Annotated in this window: 18 protein-coding genes and 3 tRNA genes; 6 read left to right on the top strand and 15 right to left on the bottom strand. The window is 72.0% G+C overall.

The window, feature by feature from the left end:
- Nucleotides 1-11 precede the first annotated feature (11 nt).
- Complete coding sequence (locus tag ACIBFB_RS14905) at nucleotides 12-905, top strand: EI24 domain-containing protein (protein ID WP_397230606.1); 894 nt, start codon at nucleotides 12-14, stop codon at nucleotides 903-905.
- 72 nt (nucleotides 906-977) lie between these two features.
- Here ACIBFB_RS14905 and ACIBFB_RS14900 read toward each other — a convergent pair whose 3' ends face one another.
- From ACIBFB_RS14900 to ACIBFB_RS14885, 4 genes are read right to left on the bottom strand one after another with little or no spacing between them, the layout of a single operon-like run.
- Nucleotides 978-2,102 (bottom strand): D-alanine--D-alanine ligase family protein, encoded by a 1,125-nt coding sequence (locus ACIBFB_RS14900; protein WP_397230244.1) that lies wholly within the window; start codon nucleotides 2,100-2,102, stop codon nucleotides 978-980.
- A gap of 60 nt (nucleotides 2,103-2,162) precedes the next feature.
- Complete coding sequence (locus ACIBFB_RS14895; RefSeq protein ID WP_397230242.1) at nucleotides 2,163-3,380, bottom strand: trans-sulfuration enzyme family protein; 1,218 nt, start codon at nucleotides 3,378-3,380, stop codon at nucleotides 2,163-2,165.
- Nucleotides 3,381-3,391: 11 nt separating this feature from the next.
- Nucleotides 3,392-4,447 (bottom strand): NAD(P)H-dependent glycerol-3-phosphate dehydrogenase, encoded by a 1,056-nt coding sequence (locus ACIBFB_RS14890; RefSeq protein WP_397230604.1) that lies wholly within the window; start codon nucleotides 4,445-4,447, stop codon nucleotides 3,392-3,394.
- Nucleotides 4,448-4,455: 8 nt separating this feature from the next.
- Nucleotides 4,456-5,268, bottom strand: coding sequence for a lysophospholipid acyltransferase family protein (locus ACIBFB_RS14885; protein WP_397230240.1), 813 nt, complete (start codon nucleotides 5,266-5,268; stop codon nucleotides 4,456-4,458).
- Between the two features lie 199 nt (nucleotides 5,269-5,467).
- Between ACIBFB_RS14885 and cofC the strand changes: the two genes are divergently transcribed.
- Complete coding sequence (cofC, locus tag ACIBFB_RS14880) at nucleotides 5,468-6,250, top strand: 2-phospho-L-lactate guanylyltransferase (RefSeq protein ID WP_397230238.1); 783 nt, start codon at nucleotides 5,468-5,470, stop codon at nucleotides 6,248-6,250.
- Here the strand turns inward: cofC and ACIBFB_RS14875 are convergent.
- The 3 genes from ACIBFB_RS14875 to leuC form a co-directional block, all read right to left on the bottom strand.
- A complete protein-coding gene (locus tag ACIBFB_RS14875) occupies nucleotides 6,231-6,512 on the bottom strand; it encodes an HU family DNA-binding protein (RefSeq protein ID WP_075927139.1) in 282 nt (93 codons plus the stop codon). The two genes, cofC and ACIBFB_RS14875, sit on opposite strands and share 20 nt — an antisense overlap.
- A gap of 350 nt (nucleotides 6,513-6,862) precedes the next feature.
- Nucleotides 6,863-7,453 carry a 3-isopropylmalate dehydratase small subunit gene (leuD, locus tag ACIBFB_RS14870; protein WP_397230236.1) on the bottom strand — a complete coding sequence of 197 codons (591 nt, stop codon included), beginning with the start codon at nucleotides 7,451-7,453 and terminating at the stop codon, nucleotides 6,863-6,865.
- A 28-nt stretch (nucleotides 7,454-7,481) separates the two neighbouring features.
- Nucleotides 7,482-8,888 (bottom strand): 3-isopropylmalate dehydratase large subunit, encoded by a 1,407-nt coding sequence (gene leuC / locus ACIBFB_RS14865; RefSeq protein ID WP_397230234.1) that lies wholly within the window; start codon nucleotides 8,886-8,888, stop codon nucleotides 7,482-7,484.
- Between the two features lie 155 nt (nucleotides 8,889-9,043).
- Between leuC and ACIBFB_RS14860 the strand changes: the two genes are divergently transcribed.
- The 3 genes from ACIBFB_RS14860 (at nucleotide 9,044) to ACIBFB_RS14850 (ending at nucleotide 11,986) form a co-directional block, all read left to right on the top strand.
- Nucleotides 9,044-9,727, top strand: coding sequence for an IclR family transcriptional regulator (locus ACIBFB_RS14860; RefSeq protein WP_397230602.1), 684 nt, complete (start codon nucleotides 9,044-9,046; stop codon nucleotides 9,725-9,727).
- Nucleotides 9,728-9,944: 217 nt separating this feature from the next.
- Complete coding sequence (locus ACIBFB_RS14855) at nucleotides 9,945-11,129, top strand: M24 family metallopeptidase (protein ID WP_397230232.1); 1,185 nt, start codon at nucleotides 9,945-9,947, stop codon at nucleotides 11,127-11,129.
- 242 nt (nucleotides 11,130-11,371) lie between these two features.
- The gene (locus ACIBFB_RS14850) at nucleotides 11,372-11,986 is read left to right on the top strand and encodes a TetR/AcrR family transcriptional regulator (RefSeq protein WP_397230600.1); all 615 of its coding nucleotides are present in this window, start codon (nucleotides 11,372-11,374) and stop codon (nucleotides 11,984-11,986) included.
- 65 nt (nucleotides 11,987-12,051) lie between these two features.
- On the opposite strand, the gene ACIBFB_RS14845 is transcribed toward ACIBFB_RS14850, so the two are convergent.
- From ACIBFB_RS14845 to ACIBFB_RS14820, 6 genes are all read right to left on the bottom strand, one after another.
- A tRNA-Glu gene (locus tag ACIBFB_RS14845) sits at nucleotides 12,052-12,124 on the bottom strand.
- A 113-nt stretch (nucleotides 12,125-12,237) separates the two neighbouring features.
- A tRNA-Glu gene (locus ACIBFB_RS14840) sits at nucleotides 12,238-12,310 on the bottom strand.
- Between the two features lie 52 nt (nucleotides 12,311-12,362).
- Nucleotides 12,363-12,434, bottom strand: a tRNA-Gln gene (locus ACIBFB_RS14835).
- Nucleotides 12,435-12,567: 133 nt separating this feature from the next.
- Nucleotides 12,568-14,016: a glutamate--tRNA ligase gene (gltX, locus tag ACIBFB_RS14830; protein ID WP_397230230.1), complete on the bottom strand. Its 1,449-nt coding sequence runs from the start codon at nucleotides 14,014-14,016 to the stop codon at nucleotides 12,568-12,570.
- A 69-nt stretch (nucleotides 14,017-14,085) separates the two neighbouring features.
- The gene (locus ACIBFB_RS14825; protein WP_397230228.1) at nucleotides 14,086-15,015 is read right to left on the bottom strand and encodes a GDSL-type esterase/lipase family protein; all 930 of its coding nucleotides are present in this window, start codon (nucleotides 15,013-15,015) and stop codon (nucleotides 14,086-14,088) included.
- Between the two features lie 120 nt (nucleotides 15,016-15,135).
- Nucleotides 15,136-15,936, bottom strand: coding sequence for a fumarylacetoacetate hydrolase family protein (locus tag ACIBFB_RS14820; RefSeq protein ID WP_397230226.1), 801 nt, complete (start codon nucleotides 15,934-15,936; stop codon nucleotides 15,136-15,138).
- Nucleotides 15,937-16,194: 258 nt separating this feature from the next.
- Between ACIBFB_RS14820 and ACIBFB_RS14815 the strand changes: the two genes are divergently transcribed.
- Nucleotides 16,195-17,013: a DUF3152 domain-containing protein gene (locus ACIBFB_RS14815; RefSeq protein ID WP_397230598.1), complete on the top strand. Its 819-nt coding sequence runs from the start codon at nucleotides 16,195-16,197 to the stop codon at nucleotides 17,011-17,013.
- A 30-nt stretch (nucleotides 17,014-17,043) separates the two neighbouring features.
- Here ACIBFB_RS14815 and cimA read toward each other — a convergent pair whose 3' ends face one another.
- Both cimA and ACIBFB_RS14805 read right to left on the bottom strand, forming a co-directional pair.
- Nucleotides 17,044-18,654: a citramalate synthase gene (gene cimA / locus ACIBFB_RS14810; RefSeq protein ID WP_397230224.1), complete on the bottom strand. Its 1,611-nt coding sequence runs from the start codon at nucleotides 18,652-18,654 to the stop codon at nucleotides 17,044-17,046.
- Between the two features lie 352 nt (nucleotides 18,655-19,006).
- Complete coding sequence (locus ACIBFB_RS14805) at nucleotides 19,007-20,122, bottom strand: branched-chain amino acid aminotransferase (RefSeq protein ID WP_397230222.1); 1,116 nt, start codon at nucleotides 20,120-20,122, stop codon at nucleotides 19,007-19,009.
- Between the last annotated feature and the right edge of the window lie 113 nt (nucleotides 20,123-20,235).

Here is a 20,235-nt window from a genome sequence, read left to right as displayed (position 1 = left end):
GTGCGTGCGTGATCAAGTCTCTTCGCGAAGTCCTCGGTGGTGCGGGCGCGCTCGCGCGCGGTTTCGGCATGATGGTGCGCAGCCCGCGCCTCTTCGTGCTCGGCGCGCTGCCCCCGCTGTTCACGTCGTTGGTGTTCCTGGCGCTGTTCGTGACCCTGCTGGTCAACGTGTCCGACCTGGCGGCGTGGGCGACGCCGTTCTCGGAGGGGTGGGAACCCGTCTGGCGCAACGTCCTGCGAGGCGCGGTCGCGGTGGCGTTGTCGGTCGGCGCCGTCCTGGTCATGGTCGTGACCTTCACGACCGTGACGCTGACCCTGGGCGCGCCGATCTACGACAAGATCACCGAGCTGGTCGAGGAGCAGTTGGGCAACGCGCCCGAGGGGTCCGACGAGACGCTGACGGCCTCCGTCCTGCGGGCGATCCGCCAGTCGCTCGGGATCATCCTCGCCTCGCTCGCGGTCACCCTGGTCGTGTTCGCGATCGGTTTCGTCCCCCTGATCGGGCAGGTCGTCGGCGCCGTCCTGGCAGCGGTGCTCGGCGGGTGGCTGCTCGCCATCGAACTCCTGGCGGGGGCGTTCGACCGGCGCGACCTGCTGTTGGTCCGGGACCGGCGCCGGTACATGGCCACTCGGCGGCTGCGCGTCCTCGGGTACGCGGTGCCCACGTACTTCCTGCTGGCGATCCCGTTCGTGGCGATCGTGGTGTTCCCGGCGGCCGCGGCGGGCGGCACCATCCTGGCGCGGGAACTGCTCGGAGCCGACGCGCTGCGGACCGGCGGCGCGCTCCCCCGCGGTGCCACCCCGCCGCCGGGGATTCCGCAGGGGCCGCCCGGGCCGGGGACCCCGCCGGCTCCCGGCACCCCCTGGCCGCCCCGGGGTCCGGGACGCCCGCCCGCCCGGGGCTGAGCGCCGCTCCGGCTCCCCCACCGCACGCGAAGGGCGGGTGACCGTGCCGGTCACCCGCCCTTCGCGTGCTCGCTAGCGCAGGCCCGGTGACCGGCGCAGGGCCGTCGTGATCATCCGGTCGACGAGCGTGGCGTAGTCCACGCCGGTCGCCTCCCACATCTGCGGGAAGGCCGACGCCGGGGTGAACCCGGGCATCGTGTTCAGTTCGTTGACGAGGATCTCGCCGTCCTCGGTGTAGAAGAAGTCCACCCGGGCCAGACCCTCGCAGCCCATCGCCTCGAAGACCTCGGCGGCCATCGCGCGCAGCCGGGCGGTGGCCTCCTCGGGGATCCGCGCCGGGATGGTGAGGCTGCTCGTGGAGAGGTACTTGGCCTCGAAGTCGTAGAAGTCGAACCCGTCGGCGACGTGCACCTCGGCGGGGAGGGAGACGTCGGGCGTCGCGCCGTCCTCGGCCTCCAGCACGCCGCACTCGATCTCACGCCCGACGACCTGCGCCTCCACGATGACCTTGGGGTCGTGCTCGCGCGCTGCCTCGACGGCGGCGATCACCGCGTCGGCGTCCCCGGCGTCGCCCACCTTGCTGATGCCGACGCTGCTGCCCGCGCGGGCGGGCTTGACGAAGACGGTCCCGCCGAGCTCGGCGACGTCGTCGAGCACCTTCTTGCGCTCGGTCCGCCACTGGCGGTCGGTGATCGCCACGTAGTCGCTGGTCGGGATCCCGTTGCCGATGAGCATCGCCTTCATGAACACCTTGTCCATGGCGGCCGCGCTGGAGAACACCCCCGCGCCCGCGTAGCGCACGCCCATCATCTCGAACAGGCCCTGGACGGTGCCGTCCTCGCCGAACGGCCCGTGCAGCAGCGGAAGCACGACGTCCACCCCGGCCAGGCGCTCCACGCCGCGCTCCGGGTCGACGGTCATCAGCTGACCGGCGGCGTCGAAGGGCAGCGCCAGGTCCGCGCCGTCCTCGGGGACGGCGGGCAGCGCCTTGGTCTCCCCGTCGATCCGCAACCGCTCGGGGTCGGCCGGAGTCAGGACCCAGTTGCCGGTCTTGGTGATGCCGACCGGCACGACCTCGTAGCGGTCGTGGTCGATGACGGACAGGACACTGCCCGCGGTGACGCAGGAGATCTCATGCTCGGAACTACGACCGCCGAAGACGACGGCGACCCGAATCTTGCGCTGCTCGGACGACATGCTGCCTGACCCTATCTCGCCTTTTCATGGAACCGGAAACAGGAAACCATCCCGTTCGCGTCAAATGTCCCCGTCGAGCGCCGCGAGGGCGTCCTCGATGAGGTGCCGGGGGTCCTCCAGGCCGATGGAGAACCGCACCGCTCCAGGTGAGATACCGGCGTCCGCCAGTTCGGTCTCGCCCATCGTGCGGTGCGAGGTGGAGGCGACGTGCCCCACCAGCGTGTGCGTCCCGCCCAGGGAGGCCGCGACCGTGCCCAGCCTGATCCGGTCGGCGAAGGCCATGCCCGCGTCCCAGCCGCCGCGCGGGTGCACGGTCACGACCGCACCGCACCGCCCGGCGTCGAACAGCTTCGCGGCCAGCTCCGCCTGCGGGTGCGAGGCCAGGGACGGGTGGTCGACCCGCTCCACCGCGGGATGCCCCTCCAGCGCGGCGGCGAACGCGGCCGCGGTCTCGCACTGCCGCCCGACCCGCAGCGGCAGTGTCTCCAACCCCCGGTGCAGCAGGTACGCCTCGTCGGGGGCCAGGCACGGCCCCAGGTCGATCCGGGCCGCGCGGATCCGGTCGATCAGCTCGGGCGCGGCCACGGCCACACCGCCCGTGGCGTCGCTGTGGCCGCCGATGTACTTGGTGGCCGAGTGCAGCACGACGTCCGCCCCGTGCTCCAGCGGGCGGCACACCACGGGGGAGGCGAACGTCGAGTCCACGACGAGGGCCGCGCCCGCCTCCCGTGCGATCCGCGCCAGCGCGGGTAGGTCGGACACCGCCATGGTGGGGTTGGACAGCGTCTCGGTGAACAGCACCGCCGTGTCCGCTCGCACCGCCGCCCGCACGGCGTCCGGGTCGGTGATGTCCACGAAGTCCGTCCGCACGCCGAACCGCCGGAGCAGCCCGTCGAGCAGGGAGTACGTGGTGCCGTAGATCGACCGCGCCGCCACGACGTGCGACCCGGCCTCCGTCAACGCCATGAGCACCGTGCTGATCGCCGCCATGCCCGAGGCGAACGCCTGTCCCCGCACCGGCGTCCGCGAGCCGCCGCCCTCCAGGGCCGCGACCCCCTGGGCGAACGCGTCCACCGTCGGGCTGTCGATCCGCGCGTAGGAGTATCCCTCCCGCCGTCCCGCCAGCACGTCCGCGTACTCGCTCGAGGTGTCGAACGCGTAGGTGGTGGCCCGGTGGACGGGCATCCGCATCGGGCGCTCCGCCGGGACCGGGGCGTGCGGGAGGTTCTGCGCCAGGGTGTGTTCCGTGTCGGGTCCCGGTGCGGGTGTAGGCGGCATACTGCTCTCTCTCAGACCCCGTAGCGCTCCGGCTTGGTGCTGCGCGCCATGAACGCGGTCAGCGCCTCCGCCGGGCTCAGGTCGTGGTGCATCATCTTGACGACGGCCTCGGTGATCGGCATGTCGACGCCGTGCCGCCAACCCAGTTCGAGGATCGACTCCGAGGACTTGACCCCCTCGGCCGTCTGCTTGGTCTCCGCGACGACCTGCTCCAGGGTCTTGCCCGCGCCCAGTTTCTCACCAAAGGTCCGGTTCCGCGACAAGGGTGAGGAGCATGTCGCCACGAGGTCACCCATGCCTGCCAGCCCGGACAGGGTGTGCTCGTCGGCCCCCAGGGTCACCGCGAGACGCGTCGTCTCGGCCAGCCCGCGGGTGATGAGGGACGCCTTGGTGTTGTCCCCGAGACCCATCCCCTCGGCCACGCCCACGGCGAGCCCGATGACGTTCTTCATCGCGCCGCCGATCTCCACCCCGACCAGGTCGGTGCTGGTGTACGGACGGAAGTACGGCGCCCGGAACAGCGCCTGGAGGCGCACGGCCGTCTCCTCGCGCGGGCAGGCCACCACGGCGGTCGCGGGCTGGCGCTCGGCGATCTCGCGGGCCAGGTTGGGCCCGGAGACCACGGCGATCCGCTCCTCGGGGAACTCCAGGACCTCGGCGATGATCTCGCTGACCCGCAGCAGCGTGCCCAGCTCCACGCCCTTCATCAGGCTGACGATCACCGCGTCGTCGCGCAGGTGCTCCCGCCACTGGACGAGGTTGGCCCGCAGCGACTGCGAGGGCACCGCCAGCACCACCACGTCGGCCCCGGACAGCGCCTCGGCCGCGTCGGCCGTGGCCCTCAGCCCCGGATTGAGCGTGATCCCCGGGAAGTAGTCCGGGTTCTGCGAGGTCTCGTTGATCGCGTCCACGACTGACGGGCGCCGCCCCCACAGCACGACCTCGACCGCCGGACCGCCCGGCTCCTCCACCCGCGTCTGGTCGGCCCCGTCCGCGATGATGTTGGCGAACACGGTCCCCCAGGAACCCGCGCCGAGAACGGCGATCCTCACCTTGTCGCTGCCCATCCGTCCCGTCACGCCTCGTTCTTCCCGTTGTCGCCGTCCCCGGCCCCGTCCGCCGCCGGTTCCGCGTCGTCCTTCTCAACGGTGTGCTCGGCCCGGGCCTCGACCCGCGCCCGCTTCATGTCGTAGGGCACCGCCGGGGGCTCCTCGCCCCGGATCTTCGCCTGGAGGCCGGTGATGTCGCGCATGATGGCCTCGGTGGCCTCGGTCAGGACCGAGGCGGTCAGCGGCCTGTCCCGGTACCGGGACAGGTCCACCGGCGGTCCCGCCAGGAACTCCACGCGCTTGGGCGGGAACAGGCTGAGCTTCTTGTCCCCCTGGTACGGAAGGATGTCCTGCTCGCCCCAGTGCGCCACCGGCACGACCGGCACGCCCGTGGTCAGCGCCAGGCGGGCCACGCCGGTCTTGGCGGTCATCGGCCACAGCTGGGGGTCACGCGTGCAGGTTCCCTCCGGGTAGAAGATCACGGAGGCGCCGTCCCTGGTGAGCGCCAGTTCGGCCTCCCGCAGCGCCTTGACCGCCTCGGTGGTCCCGCGCTTGATCGGGATCTGCCCCGTGCTCCTGGCGACCGACCGGACCACCGGAATCCGCATGACCGCGTCCTTCATGGTGAAGGTCGGCCAGCGGCGCGCGCCCACGTACATGAAGTGCGCGACCGTGAGCGGGTCGACGGTGGACAGGTGGTTGGCGGCGATGATCACCCCGCCCTGGGCGGGAACGTGCTCGGTCCCCCGCCAGACGGGCTTGGTCACCAGCCGGAGGAGGGGTCGCACGATCCATGCCACGACCACCTTCACCCACCGTGATTCTCGTTGCTCGGCCACGGGACTCCTCACTTCATCGCTCCCGGCCCGTCCGGACCCCGAAGCACAACCGGTTCAGTCTAGGACGCGTCGGTACCCGCTCCTCCAGCCCGGAGGCGCACGTCACCGGGCGGGTGCCCGACCCGTAGGGGCCCGCGCCGCTCCGGACCCCGAGCGCCTACCCTCGTGTCACTGTCGTTGCCGCATCTCCGGGGGGACCGTGACCGGCCATGGAGAGCGAGACGGGGCCGCGGGCGCCGGGGTGCGCTGGTCCCTGATCGTCCCAGTCAAGCACCTCGACCGGGCCAAGTCGCGACTGGCCCGTGCCGCGGGACCCCACCGGGGCGCACTCGCGCTGGCCGTCGCCTGCGACACGGTGACCGCCGCGCTCGCCTGCGCACGGGTCGACGCGGTCTTCGCCGTGACCGACGACGCCCGGGCCCGCGAGGCGCTGGCCGCCCTCGGCGCGGTCGTGGTCGGCGGAGAACCGGGCACGGGGCTCAACCCCGCGCTGCGGCACGGGGCCGCGGTCGCGCGGCGGCGCCTCCCCGGCAACGGGGTGTGCGCCCTGTCGGCCGACCTGCCCGCGCTGCGCCCCGGAGAACTCGCCCGCGTCCTGTCGGCGGCGTCGGGGCGGCCCCGTTCCTTCCTCCCCGACGCGCCCGGCGTGGGCACGACCCTGCTCGCGTCCAGACCCGGGGAGCCGTTCCGACCCGCGTTCGAGGGCGCCTCGCGCGTCCGGCACCTGGCGTCCGGAGCCCGGGAACTGGTCGTAGCGGGTGTGGACTCGGTCCGGAGGGACGTGGACACCCCCGAGGACCTGCGGGCGGCGGTCCGTCTCGGGGTGGGGGCGCACACGCGGGACCTGCTGTCGCGGATGGACGGGAGCGCCCTCGCCGACGGCCCGGGCCCGCGGACGCGTACCGCCCGGGCCCCCGTGGGGGACCCGGGCGGTGCCGGTCCGTCGCCGTTCGGCGGCGGGACTACTTCTTCCCGTCGTTGACCAGGGCCTTGAAGTCAGCGCCAGCGCGGAACTTCGGCACGAAGCTCGCGGGGACGTTGATGGTGGCCCCGGTGGCGGGGTTGCGGGCGGTACGGGCCGCACGCTCGGACTTCTCGAACACACCGAAGCCCGTGATGGCGACCTTGTCGCCCGACGCCACTGTGGTCTGAATGGTCTCGAGCACAGCGTTGACCGCTTCGGTCGCGGTCTTCTTGTCTCCGAGACGCGCGGAGATCGCGTCGATCAGGTCACGCTTGTTCATAAGGTTCCTCCGGTTCCCCCTTGCTCGCACGAAATTAGGGGAAGCCCGGCCCGTTACACAAATACAAACGCCTGTGGGGAAGGCGTGTCGAGCCCGTGCCCACCTGCGGGTCAGTCACGGAAGGCTGTGGCCTCAGCTCACGAGACACCGTCCCACGCGTCCCTTTTGCCCCAGCGTGTGAGGCTCAAATGCCTACGTATAACCGGATTCCGGGCACGTCACGCGACGCGCTTAAGGACGCAAAGTCCGCAAGCGACCGGTCACACCAAGTAAAGGTAAAATATTTGGGGGCTGGCGGGTGTACTGCGTCACACCACCCTCCAACCCCCGCCCACAGCACGATCCGGCGGCTACAGGGTCACGGGCAGCCAGCGCTGGCGCGCCTGCTCGAACTCCCCGATCCCGTCCGTGTGACGCAGCGTCAGGGCGATGTCGTCCAGACCCTCCATCAGCCGCCAACGGGTGTAGTCGTCCAGCTCGAAGGCCTCCTGGACGCCCGGGGCGCGCACCTGGCGGTCGACCAGGTCGACGGTCACCTCGGTGGCGGGGTCGGCCTCGACCATGTCCCACAGCCTCTCGATGACCTCCTGGGGCAGCAGGACGGTCAGCAGCCCGCCCTTGAGCGAGTTGCCCCGGAAGATGTCGGCGAAGCGCGACGACAGCACCGCGCGGAAGCCGTAGTCCTGCAGGGCCCACACGGCGTGCTCGCGCGAGGAGCCGGTGCCGAAGTCGGGGCCGGCCACCAGCACGGACGCACCCGAGTACTCGGGCCGGTTCAGGACGAAGTCCGGGTCGCTCCCGCGCCACTCGGCGAACAGGCCGTCCTCGAAGCCGGTGCGGCTCACGCGCTTGAGGTAGACGGCGGGGATGATCTGGTCGGTGTCCACGTTGCTGGCGCGCAGCGGCACGGCCCGACCGGTGTGGACGTCGATCTTCTCCATGACAGGTCTCTCCTAGCTGGTCGGGGCCCTACCGGGACACCAGGTCGGCGGGCGAGGACAGCGTTCCGCGCACGGCCGTCGCGGCGGCCACCTGCGGCGACACCAGATGGGTGCGGCCACCGCGCCCCTGGCGGCCCTCGAAGTTGCGGTTGGAGGTGGAGGCGCTGCGCTCGCCGGGCTTGAGCTGGTCGGGGTTCATGCCCAGGCACATGGAGCACCCGGCCTCGCGCCACTCGGCGCCGGCCTCCTCGAAGATCCGGCCGAGCCCCTCCTCGTTGGCCTGCTCCTTGACCCGCATGGAGCCCGGGACGACCAGCATGCGGACGCCGTCGGCGACCTTGCGGCCCCGGATGATCTCGGCGGCGGTGCGCAGGTCCTCGATCCGGCCGTTGGTGCACGAGCCGAGGAACACGGTGTCGACGCTCACCTCGCGCATCGGCGTGCCGGGGGCCAGGTCCATGTAGGCCAGGGCCTTCTCGGCGGCGGCGCGCGCGGTGGGGTCCCCGAAGGAGGCCGGGTCCGGCACGGACGCGTCCAGGGGAACGCCCTGGCCGGGGTTGGTGCCCCACGTGACGAACGGGCTCAGCTCGTCGGCGTCCAGGACCACCTCGGCGTCGAAGACGGCGCCCTCGTCGGTGCGCAGGCTCGTCCAGTGCTCGACGGCCGCGTCGAAGTCCTCGCCCTGCGGGGCGTGGGCGCGCCCGCGCACGTAGTCGAACGTGGTCTGGTCGGGGGCGATCATCCCGGCGCGGGCGCCCGCCTCGATGGACATGTTGCACACCGTCATGCGGGCCTCCATCGACAGCGACTCGATGGCCTCCCCGCGGTACTCGATGACGTAGCCCTGCCCGCCGCCGGTGCCGATCTTGGCGATCACCGCGAGGATGATGTCCTTGGCGGACACACCCGGCCTGAGCGTGCCGTTCACCGTGACGGCCATGGTCTTGAAGGGGGCCATGGGCAGCGTCTGGGTGGCCAGCACGTGCTCGACCTGGCTGGTGCCGATGCCGAAGGCCAGCGCGCCGAACGCTCCGTGGGTGCTGGTGTGGCTGTCGCCGCAGACGATGGTCATGCCGGGCTGGGTGAGGCCCAGCTGGGGGCCGACCACGTGCACGACGCCCTGCTCGATGTCGCCCATCGGGTGCAGGCGCACGCCGAAGTCCGAGCAGTTCTTGCGCAGGGTCTCGACCTGCTTGCGGGAGACGGGGTCGGCGATCGGGGCCAGCAGGTTCTGGGTGGGGACGTTGTGGTCCTCGGTCGCGATGGTGAGGTCGGGACGCCGCACGGACCGACCCGCCAGGCGCAGCCCCTCGAAGGCCTGCGGGCTGGTCACCTCGTGCACCAGGTGGAGGTCGATGTAGAGCAGATCCGGCTCGCCGTCGGCACGTCGGACGACGTGCTCCTCCCAGACCTTCTCGGCCATCGTGCGTGCCATGGGCGATCGCCTCTCTCGTTCTTCGTCTCGGGTCCGGACGGTGGTGGACCCAGCGCGGACGTTCGGGCTGACTTGCATTCCATATTTCGAGACGGCAATATCAAGCCATGGACAACTCTAGCTCATCCAGCGGCGTCGGTGTGCTGGACAAGACAATGTCGGTCCTCGACGCCCTGGAGTCGGGCCCGGCGTCCCTGGCCCAGCTGGTTCAGATCACCGGCCTGGCACGGCCCACCGCCCACCGCCTGGCCGTCGCCCTGGAGCGGCACCGCATGGTCACCCGCGACAGCCAGGGCCGTTTCGTGCTGGGTCCGCGCCTGGGAGAGCTCTCCATCGCCACCGGCGAGGACCGGCTCCTGGCCGTGGCCGCGCCCGTGCTCGTCCAGCTGCGCGACCTGACCGGGGAGAGCGCCCAGCTCTACCGCCGCCAGGGCGACCTGCGGGTCTGCGTGGCCGCCTCGGAGCGCACCAGCGGCCTCCGGGACACCGTGCCGGTCGGCAGCGAGCTCCCGATGAACGCCGGTTCGGCAGCCCAGGTGCTGCTCGCCTGGGAGGACCCCGACCGCATCCGCCGCTCCCTCGTGGGCGCCCGGTTCACCGCGGCCAGCCTCGCCCAGGTGCGACGCCGCCGGTGGGCCCAGAGCGTCGCCGAGCGCGAGCAGGGCGTCGCGTCGGTGTCGGCTCCCGTGTCCGGCCCGGGCGGCCGGGTGATCGCCGCCGTCTCGGTCTCCGGCCCGATAGAGCGCCTGACCCGCTCACCCGGACGGATGCACTCCCAGGCGGTGCTGTCGGCCGCCGAGAAGATCAGTGAGTCGCTGCACACGTACGAGGGGCGTTAGGGGCGGCGGCCGCGGCCCGCCGCCGCCCGCCTCCGCCCGGGGCCGCGACGGAAGCCCTCCGCCCGCGGTCCCCCGCCAGACCGGCCACCGCCGCCAGAACCGGAACACGACAGCCACCGACCGCGCCCGCCGCACCCCGGCGGGCGCGGTCGTTTCCGTGCTCCCGCGGGCCGACCGGACCGTGGACACTTATTGACATCCCGTCTAACATGACAGCATGTCTCACACGAAAGTGACTGAGAACACACCCCCTCAGGCCGAACTCGACGCCTTCCGCGAGCTCCAACGGCTCGCCTACCAGGCCGCCGGCGACGTCGCGGCCGGCCTCGAACCCGGCGTCACCGAACGCGAGGCGGCCCGCCGCATCCGCGTCCACCTGGAGGCACACGGAGTCCAGGACTGGTTCCACACCCCGTTCGCCTGGTTCGGCGACCGCACCGCCTTCCGCGGCTTCAGGGCGCCCCCGCAGTACTTTCCGACCCGCCGCGCGCTCGAGGAGGGGATGCCGTTCATCCTCGACTGCGCGCCCGTCCGCGACGGCTGCGTCGCCGACATCGGCTACTCCGGCTACCTCGGCGACAACCCCCTGCACGACCGCCTCATGGACGACCTGCGCGCACACCGCCGCCTCATCGTCGAGCGGGTCCGCGCGGGCGACACCCTCCAGGACGTCTACCGCGCCGTCGACGCCCTCATCCGCGACCAGGGCTACGACAACCGCCACCGGGTGTATCCGGGCCGCGTCATCGCCCACCGGGTCGGCAGGGTGCGCTCCCGGCTCCCCCGAGCGGTCGTCGCGGGCTTCGGGATCCGCTCGCTCCAGACCCTCGTCGGCGACCTCGTCGTCGAGCGCGCGCACCACCGCTCACCGCTGTGGGCCGACGGGGACGTCTCCGCGCACCCCGCCACCCCCGGCATGTGGGCGGTCGAACCGCACATCGGCTTCCGCGACATCGGCGTGAAGTTCGAGGAGATCCTCGTCGTCACCGGGGACGACGCCTACTGGCTCGACGACGACCTGCCGCACGTGCGCCGGTGGGACGGTCCGCCGGCGCTGATCGGCGCGGTCCGCGCACGGGTCCCCGCCGACACACCGTTGTTCACCGAACGGTTCGCCCCCGCGCCGATCGTCGGCGGCGCGCCGTTCGAGGTGCGCCTGGGCCACGACGGCCCCGTGCTGTCCGTCCCGGCCGGAGAGACGGCGTTGGAGGCGGTCCGCCGGGTGCGTCCGGAGACCCCGTACTCCTGCCGCCAGGGCTTCTGCGGCACCTGCCGCGTACGGCTGCTCGCGGGCGTTCCCGACCACCGGGACCGCCCGACCGGCGGCTCCCCGCGCGGAGAGGGGTTCGCGCTGTGCGTGTCGCGCGCACGGGAGGGCGAACGGCTGGTCGTCGACCTCTGAGGACCGTGACCGCGGGCGCCGGCCCCCGCGTCCGGGCGGTAGGTTCGAGGGGCGGGGACCCGGTGCCCGGAGGCCCGGGCCCGTCTCCGCACGGGCCGCCGGGCGCACGCCCGCGCGCGACACGTCCTCAGGAGGTCATGACGACCGTGGTGTCCCACAGGACCGGCCGTCACCAGGCGCGGGTGACCACACGGTCGGAGGTCCCGGCGGACTCGCCGGAGACCCGGCGGCGACCCCGCCGCATGGCGCCGCACGAACGCCGCGACGACCTGATCCGGACGGCACTGCGCGTGTTCGCGCGGCGCCCTCCCGGAGACGTCACCCCCGAGGACGTCGCGGAGGAGGCCGACGTCTCCCGGGCGCTGGTCTACCGGTACTTCCCGAACATGGCGGAGCTGCGGCGGGCCGCCCTGGAGCAGGCGACGGCCGAGCTGCTGCCCCGGCTCGCCCCCGCCGGGGACCTGCCGCCCCTGGAGCAGCTGCGCGTGCCGCTGCGGACGTTCGTCTCCTTCGCGGAGGCCTACGCGCCCTCGTACCGGGCGCTGCTGCGCGGCGGTTCGGTCATCGCGACGGAGGAGACCGAGGCCGAGATCGACCGTGTGCGCGACCGGGTGCGCACGATGATCCTCGACCGGGTCGGGATCGACGACCCCTCGCCGCGCGTGCTCCTGGCCCTGCGCTGCTGGACGGCGTCGGTGGAGACCGCGGTGCTGGTGTGGCTGGAGGAGCGCCCGATGCCGCTGGAGGACCTGGCTGACCTGCTGCTCGACCAGCTGGTCGCCATGGTGGCCGCGTGCGGCGCGCCCGACGGCGATCGGGCGAGAACGGCGCTGCTGGCCGGGAACGGCGCGGACTGACCCTCCGGTCGGCCCCCGGACACGGCGAAGGCCCCGCTCGCACGGAGCGGGGCCTTCCTGACGTGTACCCCCGAGCGGATTCGAACCGCCGTTACCGCCTTGAGAGGGCGGCGTCCTAGGCCACTAGACGACGGGGGCCTCGGACGGTCCAAGCGCGACCGTGAAAACCACGATACCCGCCCGAACCGGACATCGACGACAAGCGCCGACCAGAGGAAAAGCTCCCACATTGTGGGAGCCTCTCCCTGTCGTACCCCCGAGCGGATTCGAACCGCCGTTACCGCCTTGAGAGGGCGGCGTCCTAGGCCACTAGACGACGGGGGCGCACGTTCGGGTCGATGACCCGCACGGATCACGGAGAACCGTGATGCCGGAGCTGGGGTACCAGGACTCGAACCTAGACTAACTGAACCAGAATCAGTCGTGCTGCCGATTACACCATACCCCAGTGCTTTCGGAAGGACCTGGACGCTTTCGCTTCCCTGTCCCCCTCGGCGACGTCGTTAACTCTAGCGGACATCCAGAGTGCTCGCGAACCGAAATCGGGGTGACCAGGCTGTGGATCCGGCCACCCCGTCCGTTCACTCCCGCGCGGCGTCCTTCTCCTCGGCGCGGAGCCGTTCCAGGGCGCTTCCGATCCTCGCGAGGACGCGGTCGCGGCCGAGCACCTCCAGCGACTCGAACAGCGGCAGGCCGACCGTGCGTCCGGTCACGGCCACGCGCACGGGGGCCTGGGCCTTGCCGAGCTTGAGCCCCAGTGCGGCGCCGGCCTCCTCCGTGGCGGTCTTCAGGGCCTCGGCGGTCCACTCCTGGGCCGGGTCGGCGAAGCGGTCCTGGGCCGCCTCCAGCATCTCCCTGCCCACGCCCGGCTTCATCGCCTTGGTCCAGCTCTTCTCGTCCTCCACGGGCTCCGCGAGGAAGAGGAAGTCCACGTTGGGCACGATCTCGCTGAGCACGGCGACGCGGCTCTGCGCGAGCGGGGCCACCGCGCGGAACACCGCCGGGTCGAAGTCGGCCGGGTCCCAGGGCGCGGCCCCACCGGTCAGCCAGGGCTGGCAGCGCTGGACGAAGTCGTCCAGGTCCAGGGCGCGGATGTACTCGCCGTTGAAGGCCCGCAGCTTCTTCTCGTCGAAGAACGCGCTGGAGCCGTTGACGTCCTCCACCCGGAACAGCGGCCGCATCTCCTCCCACGGCATGATCTCGCGGTCGTCGCCCGGCGCCCAGCCCAGCAGCATGAGGTAGTTGACCATCGCCTCCGCCAGATAGCCCTCGTCCTGGTAGGACTCCAGGGCGACCTTGTCGCGGCGCTTGGAGAGCTTCTTGCGCTGCTCGTTGACGATGACGGGCAGGTGCGCCCACGTCGGCGGGACCAGGTCCAGCGCCTCCCACAGCAGCTGCTGCTTGGGGGTGTTGGACAGGTGCTCCTCGCCGCGGATGACGTGCGTGATGCCCATCTCGACGTCGTCGACCACGTTCGCCAGGACGAACAGCGGGGAGCCGTCGGCACGGGCGATCACGAAGTCCTCGATGGAGGCGTGGTCGAACTCCACGCTGCCGCGGATCCGGTCCTCGACGACCGTGGGACCGCCCTCGGGCACGCGGAACCGCAGCGCGCGGCCCGGTCCGGGCCCCAGGGCGCGGTCGCGGCAGAACCCGTCGTAGCCCAGGTTGGGGTTGTCCCGGCGCTCCTGGACCTGCTCGCGGGTGCAGTCGCAGAAGTAGGCGCGGCCCTGCTCCCGGAGCCGCTCGGCGGTCTCACGGTGCTGGTCGGCGTAGGAGGACTGGAAGTAGGGTCCCTCGAAGTGCGGGTCGGCGTCGCTGATCCCCAGCCAGGCCAGCGCGCGGATGATGCCGTCGGTCCACTCCGGGCGGTTGCGGGCCGCGTCGGTGTCCTCGACGCGCAGGACCATGCGGCCCCCGGGGTCCTGCTGGGCCAGGGCCCAGTTGAACAGCGCGGAGCGGGCGCCGCCGACGTGGAACATGCCCGTGGGGGACGGGGCGAATCGGGTGCGAATAGGAGTCTCAGTCACGGTCACCAGGGTATCGGGGGCGGGCGGCCGCTCCCGGAACACCGCTGGTCGGCGTCGGTGACAGGGGCGTCAGGTCCCGGACGGCAGCGGTCGGGGGTAGGCGGGGCCCATCCCGAACCGCTGCGAGAGGACGTCGGCGAAGGCGGCGGCGATCTTCAGCTCGCCCTCGGCACTGGGGTGGGTTCCGTCGTAGGCGTCGACGGCCGGGTCCCAGCCGTGCGACCCGGCTATGTCCACGGCGACCACCGGGGAGGCGTCCGTGGACAGTCCGGCGGCGACCGCGCGGACCACCTCGTTGTAGGCGTACACGCGCAGCGCGAACCCCTCGTCGGTCTCGGCGAGGGCGATGGGAAGGGCCTCGGCGATCACGACGCGCAGGTTCGGGTTGCCGCGCCGCGCCGCCTCCACGTAGTCGCGCAGGCGCCGCTCCATCTCCTCGGTCTCCACCGGCCAGAGCAGGTCGTTGACGCCGATCATGACGCACAGCACGTCAGGCTGGTGGACCCTGACCTCCTCCTCGATGGAGCCGGTCGCGTCGAGCAGGGTGCGCCCCCACAGCGCGTTGTGGTCCTGGTCGAAGGAGGGGTCCCGGTACTCGACGGCTGCCGGGTCGCCGTCCGTGCCGGGCCACGCGGTCGCCGGCGGGTCGGTCGGCTCCCCCGGGGCCTCCGTGGCGTCGTCCTCGGCGGTCGGCACCGGGAACATCATGTCCCGCGTGGCGGGGGCGGAGTAGGGGCCGACGAAGTCCAGGTCCTCGACGTGCGCGGCGAGATGGTTCCACAGGCGGTAACGCCAGGTCCAGTCGCCGTCGGCGCCCTGCGTCATGGAGTCGCCCGCGATCATGACGCGGCTGGGTTCGCGCACGGGGGCCTCCTGCACGGGGTCGCGGTCGTCGGATCCGTACCGGGTGAGGGCCCACACGCCCGCGCCCAGCACGACGAGCACGACGGCCAGCACCCCCGCGATCGCGAGCGGAGCCGGACGTCGGAGCGTGGCCACAGGGGATCCTCCCGTTTCCCGGGGTCGGCGGTACGGAGAGCGTACCGCCGACCCGCGGACGTGCCCGGAGCCGGGGCCGGGAGGTGTGCGACCGCGGCCCGCCCGGAGGGAGGCGGCGGGTCAGTCGCGCGCGACCACGCGGTTGCGGATGGTGCCGAGCCGCTCGACGGTCACCGCGACCTCCTGGCCGACCCGCACCCGGCCCACGCCCGCCGGGGTGCCGGTGAGGACGACGTCGCCGGGGAGCAGGGTCATGAACGAGGTGACGTACTCGATGACGGCCGGGATGTCGTGGATGAGCCGGGAGGTGTGGCCCTCCTGCCGGACCTCCCCGTCGACCGTGGTGGCCAGCGCCAGGTTCTGGGCCTCCTCGACGGTCAGGCCGGTGGTGATCCAGGGGCCGAGGGGGCAGAAGGAGTCGAAGCCCTTCGCCCGCGTCCACTGCTTGTCCCTCTTCTGGAGGTCGCGGGCGGTGACGTCGTTGGCGACCGTGTAGCCGAAGACCACGTCCTTGGCGCGCTCGCGGGGAACCTCGCGGCACGGCCGGGAGATGACGAGGGCCAGTTCGCCCTCGTAGTGGATCTCCTCGGAGACCGCGGGGTGGAAGATCGGGTCCTGGGGACCGGTCACCGAGGTGGAGGGCTTGAGGAAGACCACGGGTTCCTCCGTGGGCTCGCCCGTCACGTCGCGCATCTCCTCGACGTGGTCGGCGTAGTTCTTGCCGACGCAGACCACCTTGGTGGGCAGGACGGGGGACAGGAGCCGGACGTCGGACAGCTTGGCGCGCTCGCCGGTCGGCGCGATGTCACCCAGCAGGGGGTGGCCGTTGAGCCGGGCGACGAACTCCTCCCCGCTGTCGGTGTCGGTCTCCACCAGGCCGAAACCGACCTCGTCCCCGGACGCGAAACGTGCGATGCGCACCTGATGCCTCCCAGCACCCCCGTCGACTCACTTGCGGTTGAAGGGTAACCGCGCGGACCGCCGTGAGCACACGCCATCGCGCCGATCGAACGGCATCCCCTCCCCCGTCGGGCTTCCGGTGCGCCGCCTTGGCCCGGATTCCGGGCAGCCTCTGGCATCCTGGAAGGGACGTCCGTTGTCGAGAGGTTGCAGCCAGTGCCCATGTCCGCATCACGCAGGGGATCCCGAGCCCGGCACCGCCGGCGCCGCCGGTACCCGATGGGGCTCGCGCTCGGCCTGTGCCTCGTCTCCGGGGCCTCCGTGGTCCTCATGGTCGCCGTGCCCGAACCGGGCGGCCTGGCCGCTCCGGCCGAGACCGGCGCGACCGCGCTCCTGGAGGAGGGTGCGGGCGAGGCCGGCACCGAGCGCCGTTCCGCGCCGGAGGGCTCCGCGAGCGCCACCGCCACCGTCGGTCCGACCGCGGAGCCCGGGGCCGACGAGGAGGCCGCCGCCGGGCCGGAGGCCGACGAGGACGTTCCCGTCCTGCTCCGCGCGGTCGAGGAGGAGGTCGACACCGCCGACGGTGAGGTGCGGATCATGGGCGGCGAGGGCGAGGTCATGGGCGAGGGTCCGCTGCTGACCTTCGCCGTCGAGGTGGAGAAGGGTCTGCCGGGGGAGGCCGAGGACTTCGTCGCGGCCGTCGAGGAGATCCTCGGCGACCCCCGCAGCTGGGGCAACCACGGCGAGCGGTCGCTCCAGCGGGTGGACGGGGACGACGCCGACTTCCGGGTGCTCCTGGCCGCCCCGGACACCGTCGACCGCCTGTGCGCGCCGTTGCGCACCAACGGCTTCGTCTCGTGTGCGAGCGGGAACCGCGCCGTCATCAACCAGAACCGGTGGGTGTCGGGCGTGGAGCACTTCGACGGCGACCTGGAGACCTACCGGATCTACCTGATCAACCACGAGGTGGGGCACACCCTGGGGCGCGGCCACGTCTTCTGCCCCGGCGAGGGCGAACCCGCGCCGGTGATGCAGCAGCAGACGCTGAGCCTCCAGGGGTGCGAGCCCAACGGGTGGGTGCACCCGGAGAACGGCTGAGGCCGTACCGCTTCGGGCCTCCCGCCGGCCTCAGCTCCGCGGGTAGCCCTGCCGCAGGAGGCCGTACGTGACGGCCTGTTCGAGCGCCACCCAGGACGCGTCGACGACGTTCGGACCCACGCCCACCGTCGTCCACTCCCCCGTGCCGTCGCTGAAGCTGATCAGGATCCGCGTGATGGCGTTGGTGCCGGAGCTGCCCTCCAGGATGCGGACCTTGTAGTCGGTCAGCTCCAACCCGGCCAGCGCCGTGTACACGCCCTCCAGCGCGCTGCGCAGCGCGCGGTCGAGCGCGTTGACGGGGCCGTTGCCCTCGGCCGTGGCGATCACCCGCTCGCCCTTCACCTTGAGCTTGACCGTGGCCTCGGTGAGGCTCTCGTAGCTGTCGTCCAGCGGGCTGGCCCCGCTGGTGGGGCGCCGCTCGGTGATGACCCGCCAGGACTCGGTGTCGAAGTACCGGACCGGGGATCCCAGCTCCTCCCGCAGCAGCAGCTCCAGCGAGGCGTCGGCGGCCTCGAAGCTGTACCCGGACAGCTCCAGCCCCTTGACCCGGTCCACGACGCGCCCCGACAGCTCGCGGTCGCCGCCCAGGTCCAGCCCCAGCTCCTTGGCCTTGAGCTCGATCGACGCGCGCCCGGCCATGTCGGAGACCAGCATGCGCATGCGGTTGCCGACCAACGCGGGGTCGGTGTGCTGGTACAGGTCCGGGTCGACCTTGATCGCGGAGGCGTGCAGCCCGGCCTTGTGCGCGAACGCGGACACGCCCACGTAGGGCTGGTGGGTGTCCGGGGCGAGGTTGACGATCTCGGCGATCGCGGTCGCCACCCGCGTCATCTCCGGCAGGCAGTCCTCGGGAAGGACGTCGCGGCCCTGTTTGAGGGTGAGCGCGCCGACGACGGAGAACAGGTTGGCGTTGCCGACCCGCTCGCCGTAGCCGTTGGCGGTGCACTGCACGTGAGTGGCGCCGGCCTCGACCGCGGCGAGGGTGTTGGCGACGGCGCAGCCGGTGTCGTCCTGGGCGTGGATGCCCAGGCGGACCCCGGTGGCCTCCCGAACCCCGGTCACCACGCGGGCGACGTCGGCCGGGAGCATGCCGCCGTTGGTGTCGCACAGCACGACCACGTCGGCCCCGGCCTCGGCGGCCGTGCGCACGACGTCGAGCGCGTGCGCCGGGTCGTGGAGGTAGCCGTCGAAGAAGTGCTCGCAGTCCACGAACACCCGTTGGCCGTGTTCGCGCAGGTGGGACACCGTGTCGGCGATCATGGCGAGGTTCTCGGGCAGGGTGGTGCGCAGGGCCCGTTCGACGTGCCGGCCGTCACTCTTGGCGACAAGGGTGACGACCGGTGCGCCGCTGTCGCGCAGAGCGGCCACCTGTGGGTCGTCGGCGGCCCTCACACCGGCCCGGCGGGTCGCGCCGAACGCGGTGAGTCGCGCGTGCTTCAGCGTGAGCTCTCGTGAAGCCCGCTGGAAGAACTCGGTGTCCTTGGGGTTGGCCCCCGGCCACCCGCCCTCGATGAACCCCACCCCGAAGTCGTCGAGCAGCTGCGCGATGGCCAGCTTGTCGGAGACCCGAAGATTGATCCCCTCACGCTGGGCGCCGTCGCGCAGCGTGGTGTCGAAGACGTGGAAACCGTCATCCCTCATGGGTGGTACTCCCGAAGGTGGACGCCGGGGCACCGGCCCGACCAACAAAAAAGACCCCTCGTGGACACGAGAGGTCAGCGCGCTGGCAGGGTCCGTGTGGACTGTCCCGGCGTGGGTGGGCAGTCGGTCAGCCAGCGCGCCTCACGATAATGAGAACCTGAGACGGCATGGGGCCAGTGTGCCACACGGGGATGGCGTCCTCCGAGTTCACGCACGGAATGTCTCACTCTACGAGACTGTGATTTCTCTTACCGGACGTTCCGCCCCTCCCCCGACACGGCTCCGGCCGGCACGGCGACGGGCCGCCCGGGGCTCCGGACGGCCCGCGGTGGGACCACTGAGCGGCCGGACCCTAGAAGCGGGCGACCCACCCGTACTTGTCGGCGCGCTGGCCGGTCTGGACGCCCACGAGCTCCTCGCGCAGGCGCATCGTGACGGGGCCGGGGGTGCCGTCGCCGATGCGGAACTCGCCGTCGTCGCTCCGGACGAAGCCGACGGGGGTGATCACCGCGGCGGTGCCGCAGGCGAACACCTCGGTGATCTCGCCGGACTCCGCGGCCTCCCGCCACTCCTCGACGGACAGCGGCGCCTCCTCGGCCCCGTAGCCCAGGTCGGGCGCCATCCGCAGCAGGGACTCGCGGGTGATGCCCGGCAGCAGCGTCCCGGTCAGCGGGGGTGTGCGCAGGCGCGCGTCCTCACCGGAGCCGAACACGAACCACAGGTTCATGCCGCCCATCTCCTCGACCCAGCGGTGCTCGCGGGCGTCGAGCCAGACCACCTGGTCGCAGCCCTTCTCGACCGCCTGCGCCTGGGCGAGGAAGCTGGCCGCGTAGTTGCCCGCGAACTTGGCGGCGCCGGTCCCGCCCGGCGCGGCCCGCGTGAAGTCCTTCGACAGCCAGACGGTCACCGGCTTGACGCCGCCGGAGAAGTAGGAGCCGACCGGTGACGCGATCAGGAGGTAGAGGTAGCTGCGGGACGGGTGGTTCACCCCCAGGCCGACGTCCGTCGCGATCATGAAGGGGCGCAGGTAGAGGCTGAAGTCGGGCTTGCTCGGAACCCAGTCGCCGTCGTGTTCGAGGAGGAGCTCGATCGACCGCAGGAAGAGGTCCTCGGGCAGCTCCGGCATCGCCATGCGGGCCGCGCTCCGGTTGAACCGCGCCGCGTTGGCGTCGGGCCGGAAGGAGGCCAGGGAGCCGTCCGGGTGGCGGTAGGCCTTCAGGCCCTCGAAGATCTCCTGGGCGTAGTGCAGGGAGGCGGTCGCCGGGTCCAGGCTCAGCGGGCCGTACGGCTCCAGCCTCGCGCCGTGCCAGCCCTTGCCCTCGGTGTAACGGATGGTCACCATGTGGTCGGTGAACACCTGGCCGAACCCGGGATTCTCCAGCAGTTCCTCTCGTTCGCGCGGGGTCTTCCGCCGGTCGGAGAGCTGGATGTCGAACGTCAACCCGCTTGTGGTGGTGTCGTTGTTCATATCGTCGGTGGTCCTCTCGGGTGCAACAGGTCGGCAGCGCCGCCGACCTGGGATCTAGTCTGTCGGAAGAGCGCACCCGGTGCCAGACCGGAAGGTATGCGGACAACGGGCGC

Origin of the sequence: Nocardiopsis sp. NPDC050513, assembly GCF_044457925.1 — a bacterium.
Taxonomy (GTDB): domain Bacteria; phylum Actinomycetota; class Actinomycetes; order Streptosporangiales; family Streptosporangiaceae; genus Nocardiopsis.
Note: the sequence above shows the minus strand (reverse complement) of the source record. Positions and strands in the feature narration are given on the sequence as shown.

Bases quoted from the DNA above. Each gene is read 5' to 3' on its own strand.
- ACIBFB_RS14900 (WP_397230244.1), bottom strand. From the start codon at position 2,102: ATGTCGTCCGAGCAGCGCAAGATTCGGGTCGCCGTCGTCTTCGGCGGT.
- ACIBFB_RS14875 (WP_075927139.1), bottom strand. From the start codon at position 6,512: ATGAACAAGCGTGACCTGATCGACGCGATCTCCGCGCGTCTCGGAGAC.
- ACIBFB_RS14855 (WP_397230232.1), top strand. From the start codon at position 9,945: ATGTCTCACACGAAAGTGACTGAGAACACACCCCCTCAGGCCGAACTC.
- ACIBFB_RS14815 (WP_397230598.1), top strand. From the start codon at position 16,195: ATGGGGCTCGCGCTCGGCCTGTGCCTCGTCTCCGGGGCCTCCGTGGTC.
- ACIBFB_RS14850 (WP_397230600.1), top strand. From the start codon at position 11,372: ATGGCGCCGCACGAACGCCGCGACGACCTGATCCGGACGGCACTGCGC.
- leuC (WP_397230234.1), bottom strand. From the start codon at position 8,888: ATGGCACGCACGATGGCCGAGAAGGTCTGGGAGGAGCACGTCGTCCGA.
- ACIBFB_RS14860 (WP_397230602.1), top strand. From the start codon at position 9,044: ATGTCGGTCCTCGACGCCCTGGAGTCGGGCCCGGCGTCCCTGGCCCAG.
- ACIBFB_RS14805 (WP_397230222.1), bottom strand. From the start codon at position 20,122: ATGAACAACGACACCACCACAAGCGGGTTGACGTTCGACATCCAGCTC.
- ACIBFB_RS14895 (WP_397230242.1), bottom strand. From the start codon at position 3,380: ATGCCGCCTACACCCGCACCGGGACCCGACACGGAACACACCCTGGCG.
- ACIBFB_RS14890 (WP_397230604.1), bottom strand. From the start codon at position 4,447: ATGGGCAGCGACAAGGTGAGGATCGCCGTTCTCGGCGCGGGTTCCTGG.
- leuD (WP_397230236.1), bottom strand. From the start codon at position 7,453: ATGGAGAAGATCGACGTCCACACCGGTCGGGCCGTGCCGCTGCGCGCC.
- cimA (WP_397230224.1), bottom strand. From the start codon at position 18,654: ATGAGGGATGACGGTTTCCACGTCTTCGACACCACGCTGCGCGACGGC.